This window comes from Ferrovibrio sp., assembly GCF_002796975.1.
In the GTDB taxonomy this organism is placed as follows: Bacteria; Pseudomonadota; Alphaproteobacteria; order Ferrovibrionales; family Ferrovibrionaceae; genus Ferrovibrio.
This window is the reverse complement of record NZ_PEKV01000005.1, coordinates 264,230-278,370: the sequence shown is the minus strand read 5'-3', so window position 1 is coordinate 278,370 and position 14,141 is coordinate 264,230. Positions and strand designations below refer to the sequence as shown.

The window sequence follows — 14,141 nt, the reverse complement described above, 5'->3', positions numbered from 1 at the left end:
TTCGGCTGGCTGAAGTCGTCGCCCAGTGCCTCGAAGAACTGCTTCCAGGAAGCATCGACACTGTCGGGGTTGGCTACGTACTTGGCGTACAGCTCCTCGACGAAGGTGCTGTTGCCACCGTAGAGGAATTGCGTGCGTTCAAGCTGCGCCGTCATTGATGTCGTGGCGCCGCTTGTTGGCCGGCGCCGCCCTCTGTGTTCCTGTTACTTGCCGTTCAACAGTTCAACCAGGGTGGTGCCGAGCGCTGCCGGGCTTTCCGAAACTCGGATGCCGGCCGATCGCATGGCCTCCAGCTTGGTATTCGCATCGCCCTTGCCGCCCGAGATGATCGCGCCGGCATGACCCATGCGGCGACCCGGAGGCGCGGTACGACCGGCGATGAAGCCGACCGTCGGCTTCTTCACCTTCGACTTCATCAGGAACTCGGCGGCTTCTTCCTCGGCGCTGCCGCCGATTTCGCCGATCATGATGATGCATTCGGTTTCCTTGTCGCCAAGGAACAGGTCGAGCGCGTCGATGAAGTTGGTGCCGTTGACGGGGTCACCACCGATGCCAATGCAGGTGGTCTGGCCGAGGCCGGCCGCCGTGGTCTGCGCCACCGCTTCATAGGTCAGCGTGCCGGAGCGCGACACGATGCCGACCTTGCCGCGGCGATGGATATGGCCCGGCATGATGCCGATCTTGCATTCGCCCGGCGTGATCACGCCGGGGCAGTTCGGACCGATCAGGCGGGTCTTCGAGCCGGTCAGGGCGCGCTTCACCTTCACCATGTCGAGCACCGGGATGCCCTCGGTGATGCAGACCACCAGCGGGATTTCCGCCGCGATGGCTTCCATGATGGAATCCGCCGCGAACGGCGGCGGCACGTAGATCACCGACGCATTGGCGCCGGTCTTCTCGACCGCATCGGCAACCGTGTTGAACACCGGCAGGCCGATATGCTGCGTGCCGCCCTTGCCCGGCGTCACGCCGCCGACCATCTTGGTGCCGTAGGCAATCGCCTGTTCGGAATGGAAGGTCCCCTGGCTGCCGGTGATGCCCTGGCAGATAACCTTGGTGTCCTTGTTGACGAGAACAGCCATTTACTTGGCTCCCTTCACGGCCTTCACCACCTTGTCGGCGGCGTCGGCGAGATTGTCGGCAGAGATGATCGGCAGGCCGCTCTCGGCCATGATCTTCTTGCCCAGATCGACATTGGTGCCTTCGAGGCGAACCACCAGCGGCACGGCCAGCTTCACTTCGCGGGCCGCCGCCACCACGCCTTCGGCGATGATGTCGCAGCGCATGATGCCGCCGAAGATGTTGACCAGGATGCCCTTCACATTCTTGTCGCCAAGAATGATCTTGAAGGCCGCGGTGACGCGTTCCTTGGTGGCGCCGCCGCCGACATCGAGGAAGTTGGCCGGCTCGGAGCCGTACAGCTTGATGATGTCCATGGTGGCCATGGCAAGGCCGGCGCCGTTGACCATGCAGCCGATCTCGCCGTCCAGCTTGACGTAGTTCAGCGACCATTTGGCGGCTTCGAGTTCGGACGCGTCTTCCTCGTCCGGGTCGCGCATGTCTTCCACGTCCTTGTGGCGGTACAGCGCGTTGTCGTCGAAGTTCATCTTGGCATCCAGCGCGATCATCTCGCCGGCGCCGGTGACGACCAGCGGGTTGATTTCGACGATGGAAGCATCGAGCGACACGAAAGCCTCGTACATCGCCTGCATGAACTTCACCGCCGAGTTGATCTGCTTACCTTCGAGGCCGAGGCCGAAAGCGATCTGGCGGGCGTGATGCGGCTGCATGCCGGTCGCCGGATCGATGGCGACCTTCAGGATCTTCTCGGGATGCGAGGCCGCAACCTCTTCGATCTCCATGCCGCCCTCGGTCGAGGCCATCACGGTGATGCGCGAGGTGGCGCGATCGACCAGGAAGCTCAGATAGAGCTCGCGCTTGATGTCGCAGCCTTCCTCGATATACAGGCGCTTGACCAGCTTGCCTTCGGGACCGGTCTGGTGCGTCACCAGGGTCATGCCGAGGATCGCCTTGGACTGGGCCGCCACGTCGTCGACCGACTTGACCACCTTGACGCCGCCGCCCTTGCCGCGACCGCCGGCATGGATCTGGGCCTTCACCACCCAGACCGGACCGCCGAGCTGCTTGGCGACAGTGACGGCCTCATCGGCCGTGAAAGCGACGCCGCCGCGCGGCACGGCGACACCGTATTTCGCGAGCAGGCTTTTCGCCTGGTATTCATGGATGTTCATGCTGACCTACGGGTTATGAAACCTGGGCGAAAAGCCGGGGTTTCTTTGATTGCCGTTCGGGGCCGAGGTTATAGCAACCTTCCGAAAAGCCGCAACCGCTGCGGCATCGGAAAATCGGGGTTTTGGACGAAAGTTCACAGACTTGCGGGCTTAGGGGCATGTGGAATGCAGGCCCCAGCTACCCAACTGGTTACCGGGTCCGGACTGTGGAAATCCGGACCGGATGCCAGGCCTGCATGACGTGCGCGGAAAGCTGTCCCGGCGGACAGGTCGCGACAGCCCTTCGGTCAGGGTGGAAAACGGCTCAGCGGCGCTGCTGCAGGGCGCGGCCGGCGGCGGTCCCGTCGCCATAGTTGTAGAGGCGCGTGCTGATCGCCGGCGACGGGTTGAAATCGATCTGCGACAGGGTAACCGCAGTATCCTTGCCCTGGGCATCGGTGACGATCCAGCCGGCGAATTCCAGCGGCTTGTCGCCGAACACGACAGTCAGCGAGCCTTCCTTCGGCCGCTCCGGCGCAAACAGCGTCACGCGCAGGATCGCGGCGCCGCGCTCGACCTTGGCGATGCCGACATCCTTGTCCTCGAAGCTGACCTTCTCGCGCAGCAGCAGATCCAGCGGCGTGGCGCCGAGCGGGATACGCTCCACCGATTTCAGTTCCTTGTCTTCCATCACGATATAGGCGCCGTCCGACACGATCAGCATCGGTACCGGCGGATCGAATTCGAAGCGGAAGCGGCCCGGGCGGGTCATGTAGATCTTGCCCTCGGCAGCAGAGCCATCCGGCGCCACCTGCAGGAAGCGTCCGCGCATGCTGCGCACGGTGTTGAAGTAATCGGCAATCCGCTTGAGATCGGCCCTGTCGGTATCGGTCAGTTTGGCCGAGCCGCTGGGGGCCGCGGCATAGGCGGCGGCGAGCGGCAGTTGCGCGGCGGTAGCGGCAACGGCCATGGCGAGCAGGAAGGCGCGGCGATTGGTCATGGCGCCAAGCGGTATCTCCGGCACGTGGCGAAATCAAGGCATCCTGCGTAAACTGTGGCCCTCATAGCCAAGGGGGACGCCATGATCCTGACGACGACCGACAGCGTGGAAGGCCGCAAAATCACCGGCTATCTCGGCATCGTGGCCGGCGAAGCCGTGATGGGCACCAATATCTTTCGCGATTTCTTCGCCGGCATCACCGACATCCTCGGCGGCCGTTCCGGCAGTTACGAGAAGGAACTGCGCAAGGCCAAGACACTGGCGCTCGAATCAATGGTCGAGGAAGCCAAAAGCCTCGGCGCCGACGCCGTGGTCGGCATGGACCTCGACTACCAGCAGATCGGCGGCAGCGACAAGCAGATGCTGATGGTGGCGGCCAGCGGCACGGCGGTGAAACTGGGCTAACCCACATCCGTCATGCCCGACCTCGTGCCGGGCATCCACGCCTTCCTTATTCGGCGTAAAAAGACGTGGATGGCCGGCCAAGAAATCTTCCTGGGCCCGGCCATGGTTGGCCTCAAGCAAGAGACAAGACCGGTATCGCTTTGTCCGCTGAGCGAACAAAAGTTCGCAAAATGTCAGGCTTGAAAATCGAACGACCGTTCTATATGGTTGGCATCATTCTCCCGTGTCTCAGGTGACGCCATGACCCAGCCAGCCAAAACTTCACTATATAAAAGTACGAATGTTCGTGCATTAATTAACGGCCTGATCCGGCGCGAACTGGTCCGGCTCAGTTTCCGGATCGCACCCGGGTGGGGCGCCAATCATGCCGCCCGCCTGTTCCTCCAGCCCTGGCGCCGCCCCGCGAGCGACCGTTCCCGGTATGTTTCACGTGAAACCCCCTTCGCCGCCGAGAGCCCGCTGTCAGGACCGGTCGCAGCCTGGAGTTTCGGCCCCACCGCGCCGGGCACCCCGGCCGTCCTGCTGGTACATGGCTGGGAAGACGATCATCTGAGCTGGGCCGCCCTGATCGATCAGCTGGTGGCACGCGGCTACCGCGTGATCGCCCCCGACCTTCCGGGCCATGGCCGTTCGCCGGCCGACTATACCGGCCTGCCGATCCTGGCCGCCGGTATCGCCGCCGTGGCCCGTGAAGCCGAAAAGATCGGCGCCGTCTCGGCCGCGCAGCCGTTCCAGGCGGTGATCGCGCATTCGCTCGGCGGCACCGCGACGCTGATCGCGGCCAGCGAGATGGGGCTGACGGCCGAGCGCTACGCGATTCTGGCTGCGCCGAACCATCCGCGCCTGTTTGCCGGCGCGATGATGAAGATGCTCGGGCTGAATGCGGCACAGACGCAGACGGTTTTCACGTGTATCGAACGCCTGATCGGCCGCAGCATGGACTCGTTGTATCTGCCGCCGAAGCTGCGCGACCTGCGCCAGCCCGGCCTGATCCTGCACAGCCGCGACGACCGCACCGTGCCGCTGCAGCACAGCCAGGAAAATGCGGCGAGCTGGCCGCACGCCGATTTCCGCATCCTCGACGGTCTCGGCCATCGCCGCCTGATCAGCGATGCGGGCGTGCATGCCATGCTGCTGCATTTCGTCGAGCGCGTAGCCCCGAAGGATGCCCACGGCCTGAAGATCGACGCCGCATAAGCGATGCCCTAGGCTTGAGCCTGGAGCACACACCATGCGCATCGCCTGCCTGCACACTGCCGAAAGTAACGTTGCAGTCTTCGCCAGGGTCGCCGCACAGCGCGGCCTGACGCTGACGCATCAGGTGCGCGCCGATCTGCTGGCTGCGGCCATGCAGGCCGGCGGCGTGACCGCGGAGCTTGCCGCACGCACCGGCAATGCCCTGCTCGACCTCACCAGCGATGCCGATGCCGTGCTGCTGACCTGCTCGACGCTCGGCGCAGCCGCAGAAGACATCGCCGGCAAAGCCGCCGTGCCGGTGCTGCGCGTCGATGCGGCGCTGGCGCGGCAGGCCGTCCGCAATGGCGGCAAGGTTGCCGTGCTCTGCGCCGCCGAGACCACGCTCGGACCGACCGGTGCGTTGTTCGAGAAAGCCGCGCAGCAGACAGGGGCTGTCATCGACCTGCGGCTGGTGCCCGGCGCCTGGGCCGCCTTTCTCGCCGGCGAGACGCAGCAGTATCTCGCGATGATTGCGGCGGCGGCGGATCAGGCCTTCAGCGAAGGCATCGACGTCGTCGCGCTGGCGCAGGCCTCAATGGCCGATGCGGCAGCCCTGTGCCGCAAGGGCATGCCGCTGAACAGTCCGTCCGCGGGGCTGGATGCAATCGCAGCAGTGCTGGCGCGCAGTCTTTAGCGGCGCAGCTGCTGCGCGTGATGCGCGATATGTTCGCCGATGAAACTGGCGATGAAGTAATAGCTGTGGTCGTAACCGGCCTGCAGGCGCAGGGTCAGGGGAATGCCGGCTGCCGCGGCAGCATTGGCCAGCAGCTGCGGCTTCAGCTGCTTCTCGAGAAACTCATCCGCCATGCCCTGGTCGATCAGCACCGGCCTGCGCCACTCGGTGCCTGAAGCCAGCGCGGTGGCCTCCCAGGCTTTCCACGTGGAACGATCCGCGCCGAGATAGCCGGTGAAAGCCTTCTCGCCCCAGGGCACCTGCGACGGCGCGACGATGGGCGCAAAGGCCGAGACGGATTTATAGAGCTGCGGCTTGCGGAAGGCGCAGATCAACGCGCCATGACCGCCCATCGAATGGCCGAAGATGCCGCTGCGCGAAGGCTCGACGGGGAAATGTTCGGCGATCAGCGCCGGCAGTTCCTCGGTGACATAAGAATACATGCGGTAATGTTTCGACCACGGCGCCTCGGTGGCATCGACATAGAAGCCGGCGCCGGAGCCGAAGTCGTAAGCGTCATCCTCACCGGCGATATTGACGCCGCGCGGGCTGGTATCAGGCGCCACGAGAATAAGACCATGCTCGGCGGCATAGCGCTGCGCGCCGGCCTTACTGACCATATTCTCCCAGGTGCAGGTCAGGCCGGAGAGATAATACAGCACTGGCAGCTTCGCATTCTCACTCGCCTGCGGCGGCAGGTAGACCGCGACTTCCATGCTGCAACCCAGCACGGATGAGCGATGTTTCCAGACCTGCTGCTGGCCGCCGAAGCAGGCCCATTTCTTGATGCGCTCCATGATCAGAAAGTCACCACCGAGCGGATCGACTCACCCTTGTGCATCAGGTCGAAAGCGTCGTTGATCTTGTCCAGCGGCATCACATGGGTGATCAGGTCGTCGATGTTGATCTTGCCGTCCATATACCAGTCGACGATCTGCGGCACATCGCTGCGTCCGCGCGCACCGCCGAAGGCCGAGCCCTTCCAGACGCGGCCGGTAACCAGCTGGAACGGACGCGTCGAGATTTCCGCACCCGACGGCGCCACGCCGATAATGATGCTCTCGCCCCAGCCCTTGTGGCAGCATTCCAGCGCCTGCCGCATCGTCTTCGTGTTGCCGATACATTCGAAGCTGAAATCGGCGCCGCCCTTGGTCAGTTCGACCAGATGCGGCACCAGTTCCTCGTCCTTCATGTCCTTCGGATTGACGAAATGCGTCATACCGAATTTCTCGGCCATCGCCTTGCGCGAGGGATTGATGTCGACGCCGATGATGCGGTCGGCACCGACCATGCGCGCACCCTGGATCACATTGAGCCCGATGCCGCCGAGGCCGAAGACCACGACATTAGCGCCGGGCTGCACTTTCGCCGTGTAGACCACGGCACCGATGCCGGTGGTGACGCCGCAGCCGATGTAGCAGACCTTCTCGAAGGGCGCATCCGGCCGGATTTTCGCCACCGCGATCTCGGGCAGCACGGTATAATTGGCGAAGGTCGATGTGCCCATATAATGCCACACGGTCTCGCCACGACATTTGAAGCGGCTGGTGCCGTCCGGCATTTGGCCGGCGCCCTGGGTGATACGGATCGACTGGCAGAGATTGGTCTTGCGGCTGAGGCAATAGTCGCATTGCCGGCATTCCGGCGTATAGAGCGGAATGACGTGGTCGCCCTTCTTCACGCTGGTGACGCCGGGACCGATATCGACCACCACGCCAGCACCTTCATGGCCGAGGATGCAGGGGAACTTGCCTTCGCTATCGAGGCCCGAGAGGGTATAGGCGTCGGTATGACAGACGCCGGTGGCCCTGATCTCGACCAGCACCTCGCCGGCCTTCGGGCCTTCCAGCTTTACGGTCTCGATGCTGAGCGGCTTCTTTGCCTCGAAGGCAACGGCGGCGCGGACGTCCATGGCTGTTCCCCTGCGGTATGACCGCAGGAGAATAAAGGCCGCGGCTACCGCTGGCTAGGCTGCCAGCTCCACCGCAATCGCCGTCGCTTCGCCGCCGCCGATGCAGAGCGAGGCAATGCCGCGTTTGCCGCCGGAGCGCTGCAGCGTGTTAAGCAAGGTGACGATGATGCGCGCGCCGGTGGCGCCGATCGGATGGCCGAGCGCGCAGGCGCCGCCCAGCAGGTTCAGACGGTCATGGCCGATATTGAGGTCGCGCATCGCCGCCATCGGCACGGCGGCAAACGCTTCGTTGATCTCGAACAGGTCGACGTCGTTGATGGTCCAGCCGGTCTTGTCGAGCAGCTTGCGGATTGCCGGGATCGGCGCGGTGGTGAACCAGTCCGGCGCCTGGGCATGCACGCTGTGACCGACGATGCGCGCCACGATGGGCAGGCCCTTTTCCTTCGCCGTCGATTCCCGCGCCAGCACCAGCGCCGCAGCACCGTCGGCATTGGCCGAGGAACTCGCCGGCGTGATCGTGCCGTTGGCCTTGAAGGCGGCTTTCAGCGTCGGGATCTTCTCCGGATTCACTTTCAGCGGATTCTCGTCACGGCTCAGCGTCTCGGTACCCTTGGCCTGCGGCGTGACGGCCACGATCTCGGCATCGAACCAACCGTTCTCGACAGCATTGCGGGCACGAGTCAGCGTCTCGATGGCATAGGCATCCTGCTCGGCGCGGGTAAAGCCGTATTTCTCGGCGCATTGCTCGCCGAACGTACCCATGGCGCGGTCGCGCTCGTAGGCATCTTCCAGACCGTCCATCATCATATGGTCGATCACCTTGGTATGGCCGGCCTTGTGGCCGAAGCGCATCTGCGGCAGCAGGTATGGCGCGCCCGACATGCTCTCCATGCCGCCGGCCACCATGAGGTCGGCCGAGCCGGCCAACAGCATGTCATGCGCCATCATCGTGGCCCGCATCCCTGAGCCGCAGACCTTGTTGACGGTGACCGCACCGACATGATCGGGCAGACCCGCCTTGCGCGCGGCCTGACGCGCCGGCGCCTGGCCCTGCCCGGCCGGCAGCACGCAGCCCATCAGCACTTCATCGACCTGCTCGCCCTGCACGCCGGCACGCGACAACGCCTCGCGGATCACCACGGCGCCGAGTTCGTTGCCCGGCACAGAGCTGAGCGCGCCGCCGAAACGGCCGAGCGGGGTGCGGATGGCGGATGCGATGACGATGGGATCCTTGGGGGTGTCTTTGGACATGACGGCGCTCCTGCTTTTCTCTTGCCGTCTGAATTAGATGATTGCTATCATCTATTCGTCAAGCGCTATTTTTTGCAGTTGCGAAAGAGCATCATGCGCCGCTCCGCCGAGGAAAAGGCCGAAACCCGCCGCCAGATCGTGCGGACTGCCGGACGCATGATCCGCGACCGCGGTCTGGCGGACACCGGCGTCACTGAGGTGATGGCCGAAGCCGGCCTGACGCATGGCGGCTTCTACCGGCATTTCGAGTCCAAGGATGCACTTGCTGCGGCGGCGGTAGAGTCTGCCTTCGCCCATATGCGCGCCCGGCTGGAGCAGATCACCGCCAAAGCGCCGGTCGGTAAAAAGATGGCCGCCCTGATCGACACCTATCTGACCGAGGCGCATCGCGACCAGCCGCAGCATGGCTGCGTGATGGCCAGCGTCGGCATGGAAGCGCAACGCGCCGGCGGCGCGGTTCAGGCCGCCTACGAAGACGGCATCGCCAGGCTGCTGGCGCTGTTCGCGGCGCAGATCGACGGCCCGACCCGCCAGCAGTGCAACGACCGCGCCCAGGTGGTGCTGTCGATCATGGTTGGCGGATTACTGCTGGCCCGTGCGCTGCGCAGCGATGCGGCGGCCTCGAAACGCGCGCTGGCGAATGCGCGCAAGGCTGCGCTCTCAGTCGCCGCCGGCTAAGGGCGTGCCGCGAACGCCGTCCTGCTTCGCGCCGCGCATCAGCAGCAGCATGGCGGTGATGATGAAGGCCAGCATGGCCACCGGCAGCAGCCAGAAGACCATGATGAAAACGCCGTAGCCCGGCTGCGGCCCTTTGGCGCGCATCGGCGGCTCGGCGATCAGCTCGACATCCTCACCCTGCAGCGGCCGGCCGACCTGCAGCACGCGGAAAGTCACACGGTTGATACCGGGATGCGCCCGGAGCGCTGAAATCCCGTCCCGTTCATCCGGCGGAAACGAGGCTGCCTTGATACCGTCTGCCCGCAGGCTGCGGCCGATGATGAAACGGTCGGACCGATTGGCCGGAGTCGCGCGCAGCCGTAACGGCGGGCCGCCGTCCAGCGAGGCTTCGATCACGATGGGCTGCCCCGGCAGGATGATCTCTGCACCGCTGTCGCTGCGGCGCGAACCGCCCAGTTCCCTGCTGCGCAGGCTGTCGTCGTCGCCCTTGGCGGCGCCGCGCGAGAAACCGAGATCGAAATAGATGTCGTGGCCGAGCGGACTGAAGACGGTCAATTGGGTCTCGAGATTGGGCTGCAGTGTCAGGACGGTGACCCGGCGCGTGCTGGCCATCTGGCCGGCAACCAGAAATGCCATGAATATGGCCAGCGAGGCGGTCCAGAGTGTCCAGTAACGCTGCAGTCGGTCGGTCATGGCAGCCATCCGTGAGGTGCCAGCAACAACGCCACCTTACCACGGAAATTCCGGCCACCCGTTCACGATCACGAAAATGCCCGACGGAGACAGTCAGTCTGCGTCGGGCATCGTTTATTTGAATGATTTCAGGAAGCTGTTACTCGGCCGCCTCGATATTGCGGGCGAGCACTTCGCGCTTGCCGACATGGTTGGCGCCGCCGACCACGCCTTCCTTCTCCATGCGTTCCATGATGCGGGCGGCGCGGTTGTAGCCGATCTGCAGGTGACGCTGGATGAACGAGGTCGACGCCTTGCGCTCGCGGCAGACCAGCGCCACGGCCTGGTCGTAGAGCGTGTCTTCCTCGCCGCCCTCGCCGCCACCGGAACCCGACATGCCGAACTTGCCGCCATCGAGATCGGCAGTCACCGCCTCGACATAGACCGGCTCGGCCTGGTCCTTCAGCGTCTTGACCACGCGCTCGACTTCTTCATCCGAAACGAACGGCCCATGCACGCGGCTGATGCGACCGGCGCCCGGCATGAACAGCATGTCGCCCATGCCCAGCAGCTGCTCGGCACCCTGCTCGCCCAGGATGGTGCGGCTGTCGATCTTCGAGGTCACCTGGAAGGAGATACGCGTCGGGAAGTTGGCCTTGATCGTGCCGGTGATGACATCGACCGACGGGCGCTGCGTCGCCATGATCAGATGGATGCCTGCCGCACGCGCCATCTGCGCCAGGCGCTGGATGGCGGCCTCGATATCCTTGCCGGCGACCAGCATCAGGTCGGCCAGCTCGTCGACGATCACGACGATGAAGGGCAACGGGTTGAGATCGATCGGCCGTTCTTCGTAGATCGGCTTGCCGGCCTCGTCGAAACCGGTCTGCACGGTGCGGCCCAGCGTCTCGCCCTTGGCACGCGCCACGCCCAGACGCTCGTTGTAGCTGGCGATGTTGCGCACGCCGAGTTCCGACATCTTGCGATAGCGGTCTTCCATCTCGCGCACGGTCCATTTCAGCGCGACGACGGCCTTGCCCGGCTCGGTCACCACCGGCGCCAGCAGATGCGGGATGCCGTCATAGACGGAGAGTTCCAGCATCTTGGGATCGACCATGATGAAACGGCACTGATCCGGCGTCAGTTTGTATAACAATGATAAGATCATTGTATTGATAGCAACCGACTTGCCCGAACCGGTGGTGCCGGCGACGAGCAGATGCGGCATCTTGGTCAGGTCGGCGATAATGGCCGAACCGCCGATATCCTTGCCCAGCGCCAGACCCAGCTTGGTCGACGGGCTTTCGAATTCGGCCGAGGCCAGCAGTTCGCGCAGGTAGACGGTTTCGCGCTTGGCATTCGGCAGTTCGATGCCGATGGCGTTGCGGCCGGGGATGACGGCGACGCGGGCCGACAGCGCGCTCATCGAGCGGGCAATGTCGTCACTAAGGCCGATCACGCGGCTGGATTTCGTGCCCGGCGCCGGTTCGAGTTCGTACAGGGTGACGACCGGGCCGGGGCGCACCTTGGTGATCTCGCCCTGCACACCGAATTCGTTCAGCACCGATTCGAGCATGCGCGCGTTCTGCTCCAGCGCATCCTCGTTGATCTTTTCGCGTCCGGCATCGGCCGGCGGTGGCTTGAGCAGCGACAGTTCCGGCAGTTCGAAATCGCCGGCATCGCCCAGATTGAGCGTGGTCTGCGCCTCGCGCGCGGCGCGGCTGCCGGTCTTGGGTTTTTCGATGCGACGGGTGACGCGGCCCTCATCGGCCTTCTTCGCGGCCGGAAGACGCGGCATGTCGTCCTCGTCGTCCACGTCGCCCTCATCGAGATCGTCCGGATCGACGTAATCGTCTTCCGCGGCGGCTTTTGCCTTCGCCTTGCCGAAGCTCGGCTCGGCCTTGCGCAGCACCGGTTTGTCGTCGTCACTGTCGCGGGTGAAAGCCGATTTCAGCCGGGCAAAGAACCCTTGCGTTTCCTGGCCGGCGCGCATGGCGACCTTGCCGCTCTGATAGATACCCTGCGCAGCCAGACCAGCCGTGGCAGCGGCACCGAAGCCCAGGCCGGCGCCCATGCTGCGCCATTCGCCCATGCTGAGGCCCGAGGCGAAATAGAAGCTGAGCACCGCGAAGCCGAAGCAGATCACGGCCGGCAGCACCGCCGAGATCGGCAGGCCCAGCGTGACGGCAACCGGCACCAAATGGTTGTAGAGGATATTGTCGCCAATCCAGCCGCCAAGGCCGGAGCGCATCACCCAGCCGGCCGGCACCGGCAGGGCGGCAGCAAAGGCGGCAAACAGGATCAGGGTGAGCGGGACCAGCGCCACATTCAGCCACCAGCGCGGCAGGCCGCGATGCGACACGACACGGAAGCCCCAGCTGGCCAGCAGCAGCACGAAGAGCCAGGCCGAGAGGCCGAGCGTCTGCAGCAGCACGTCGGAGATATAGGCACCCGGCAGGCCGAGCCAGTTATGCGGCGCCTGCGGAGTGGCGTGATTGAAATTGGGATCGGCAACATCGAAGGTGGCCAGCGCCAGCGCCAGCAGGAAGCCCAGCCCGAGGATCAGGATGCCGCCGCCTTCGCGCGCGCGCAGGCGCAGGAAATCGTCAAAACCTTCCGGGAAGAAAGACCGTTTCTTCTTGGACCTGGCAGCCATGCCGTTCCTCACACGATTAACCATACCGGCGCACAGACAGAGCCGCCGACCCGGGCCGATTCGCCCTAGCCTGAATAGTTAAGCCCCGAGAACGTTACCAATGCGTTGAAGCGCCACCTTCGTGGTCTCCAGATCGGCGACCAGGGCGATACGGAGGTAGGATTTTCCGGCCTGTTCCCCGCCATTTTCCGGCCGGGTCAGGTAATTGCCGGGCAGCGTCCGGATGCCGGCCTCGCGCCAGAGTTTCAGCGCCGCCGCCTCCGGGTCGCCGACATCGAGCCAGAGGTAGAAACCGCCCGGCGGCCGGTAAAAGCCGAAACGGTTGCCCAGCACATTCTGCGCCATGTCGAACTTCTGGCGGTAGAGGTCGCGGTTCGCTTCCACATGCGCCTCGTCGTTCCAGAGCGCGGTGGAGGCCTCAACCACCGGCATCATCAGCCCGGCGCAACCGTAGTTGCGCAGCTTGATAAAGGTCTGGGTGATGTCCGGATCGCCGGCGCAGAAACCCGAGCGCAGGCCCGGCGCGCTGGAACGCTTGGACAGCGAATGGAAGACCAGCACATTCTTCAGCGCATCTTTCGTGGCCTTGCTGCCGGCCAGCTTCATCGCCGCTTCCAGCCCACCCGGCGGCGGCGTGTCGGTGTAGATCTCGGCATAGCATTCATCGAAGGCGATGACGAAATCATGCTCGCGCGCCAGTTCGATCAGGCGCGCCATATAATCGAGGCTGGCGACCGTGCCCTGCGGGTTGGCCGGCGTGCACAGATACAGCAGCGCCGTGCGCTGCAGAATCTCGCGCGGCAGGCCGGCGAAATCGGGCATGAAGCCGTTCTCGGGCAGGGCCGGCACGAAATACGGCTCGGCACCGCAGGCCGCCGCCGCGCCGACATAGGCCTGGTAGAAGGGATTGGGCATCAGCACGATCGGCTTTTCCCCTTTAGGCCCCTTCTTCTGCGGGATCACCACCTGCGCCACCATGAACAGACCTTCGCGGGTGCCATTCAGCGCCACGATCTGCTTCTCCGCATCGAGCAAACCGTCCGGCAGATGATAGCGGCGCTGCAGCCAGCCGGCGCAGGCGGCGCGGAAGTCCGGCGAACCGTTCTGGGTCGGATAGCGGCTGAGCGACGACAGGTCGCGCGTCAGCGCCTCGGCGACGAAGCCCGGCATCGCATGCTGTGGCTCGCCGATCGACAGATTGATCGGCGTCACGCCGGCCGGCATCGGCTCGTGATCGAGCAGCGCGCGCAGACGTGTGAAGGGATAATCGGTGAGAAGGTCGAGACCGGGATTGAGCATGGCGGACCAAGGCAAGCGCCCGAACGGCTGAGCCGAATCAGGGCATCGAGGGGGATGTCGCAATCTACGGGGCGGCGACTCCGGGGGCAATACCGGGCAGCTTGTCCGGCCGAGTCAGGCGGGCGTAT

General features: G+C 64.6%; 14 protein-coding genes. 4 read left to right on the top strand and 10 right to left on the bottom strand.

Annotated elements, in window-relative coordinates; all coding sequences use genetic code 11:
- From CTR53_RS21205 to CTR53_RS06285, 4 genes are all read right to left on the bottom strand, one after another.
- On the bottom strand, nucleotides 1-155 hold a 155-nt coding region (locus CTR53_RS21205), incomplete at its 3' end, for a hypothetical protein (protein ID WP_367158951.1).
- A gap of 48 nt (nucleotides 156-203) precedes the next feature.
- The gene (sucD, locus tag CTR53_RS06295; protein ID WP_290810108.1) at nucleotides 204-1,082 is read right to left on the bottom strand and encodes a succinate--CoA ligase subunit alpha; all 879 of its coding nucleotides are present in this window, start codon (nucleotides 1,080-1,082) and stop codon (nucleotides 204-206) included.
- Nucleotides 1,083-2,252, bottom strand: coding sequence for an ADP-forming succinate--CoA ligase subunit beta (gene sucC / locus CTR53_RS06290; protein WP_290810106.1), 1,170 nt, complete (start codon nucleotides 2,250-2,252; stop codon nucleotides 1,083-1,085).
- Between the two features lie 304 nt (nucleotides 2,253-2,556).
- On the bottom strand, nucleotides 2,557-3,231 hold the full coding sequence (locus CTR53_RS06285) for an outer membrane lipoprotein carrier protein LolA (RefSeq protein ID WP_290810104.1): 675 nt from the start codon (nucleotides 3,229-3,231) through the stop codon (nucleotides 2,557-2,559).
- Between the two features lie 81 nt (nucleotides 3,232-3,312).
- Between CTR53_RS06285 and CTR53_RS06280 the strand changes: the two genes are divergently transcribed.
- The 3 genes from CTR53_RS06280 (at nucleotide 3,313) to CTR53_RS06270 (ending at nucleotide 5,506) form a co-directional block, all read left to right on the top strand.
- Complete coding sequence (locus CTR53_RS06280) at nucleotides 3,313-3,636, top strand: YbjQ family protein (protein ID WP_290810101.1); 324 nt, start codon at nucleotides 3,313-3,315, stop codon at nucleotides 3,634-3,636.
- A gap of 240 nt (nucleotides 3,637-3,876) precedes the next feature.
- Nucleotides 3,877-4,833, top strand: coding sequence for an alpha/beta fold hydrolase (locus CTR53_RS06275; protein WP_290810099.1), 957 nt, complete (start codon nucleotides 3,877-3,879; stop codon nucleotides 4,831-4,833).
- Nucleotides 4,834-4,867: 34 nt separating this feature from the next.
- A complete protein-coding gene (locus tag CTR53_RS06270) occupies nucleotides 4,868-5,506 on the top strand; it encodes an aspartate/glutamate racemase family protein (RefSeq protein WP_290810097.1) in 639 nt (212 codons plus the stop codon).
- On the opposite strand, the gene fghA is transcribed toward CTR53_RS06270, so the two are convergent.
- From fghA to CTR53_RS06255, 3 genes are read right to left on the bottom strand one after another with little or no spacing between them, the layout of a single operon-like run.
- Complete coding sequence (gene fghA, locus CTR53_RS06265; protein WP_290810094.1) at nucleotides 5,503-6,342, bottom strand: S-formylglutathione hydrolase; 840 nt, start codon at nucleotides 6,340-6,342, stop codon at nucleotides 5,503-5,505. The two genes, CTR53_RS06270 and fghA, sit on opposite strands and share 4 nt — an antisense overlap.
- Before the next feature lie 2 nt (nucleotides 6,343-6,344).
- Nucleotides 6,345-7,457 (bottom strand): S-(hydroxymethyl)glutathione dehydrogenase/class III alcohol dehydrogenase, encoded by a 1,113-nt coding sequence (locus tag CTR53_RS06260; protein WP_290810092.1) that lies wholly within the window; start codon nucleotides 7,455-7,457, stop codon nucleotides 6,345-6,347.
- Nucleotides 7,458-7,511: 54 nt separating this feature from the next.
- Entirely contained in the window at nucleotides 7,512-8,708 is a 1,197-nt protein-coding gene (locus tag CTR53_RS06255) for an acetyl-CoA C-acyltransferase (protein ID WP_290810090.1), read from the bottom strand.
- A 93-nt stretch (nucleotides 8,709-8,801) separates the two neighbouring features.
- Between CTR53_RS06255 and CTR53_RS06250 the strand changes: the two genes are divergently transcribed.
- Nucleotides 8,802-9,386: a TetR/AcrR family transcriptional regulator gene (locus CTR53_RS06250; protein WP_290810087.1), complete on the top strand. Its 585-nt coding sequence runs from the start codon at nucleotides 8,802-8,804 to the stop codon at nucleotides 9,384-9,386.
- Here the strand turns inward: CTR53_RS06250 and CTR53_RS06245 are convergent.
- The 3 genes from CTR53_RS06245 to CTR53_RS06235 form a co-directional block, all read right to left on the bottom strand.
- Nucleotides 9,369-10,079, bottom strand: coding sequence for a hypothetical protein (locus CTR53_RS06245; RefSeq protein ID WP_290810085.1), 711 nt, complete (start codon nucleotides 10,077-10,079; stop codon nucleotides 9,369-9,371). The two genes, CTR53_RS06250 and CTR53_RS06245, sit on opposite strands and share 18 nt — an antisense overlap.
- 139 nt (nucleotides 10,080-10,218) lie before the next feature.
- Nucleotides 10,219-12,714, bottom strand: coding sequence for a DNA translocase FtsK (locus CTR53_RS06240; RefSeq protein WP_290810083.1), 2,496 nt, complete (start codon nucleotides 12,712-12,714; stop codon nucleotides 10,219-10,221).
- 78 nt (nucleotides 12,715-12,792) lie between these two features.
- The gene (locus CTR53_RS06235) at nucleotides 12,793-14,013 is read right to left on the bottom strand and encodes an aminotransferase class I/II-fold pyridoxal phosphate-dependent enzyme (RefSeq protein ID WP_290810081.1); all 1,221 of its coding nucleotides are present in this window, start codon (nucleotides 14,011-14,013) and stop codon (nucleotides 12,793-12,795) included.
- Between the last annotated feature and the right edge of the window lie 128 nt (nucleotides 14,014-14,141).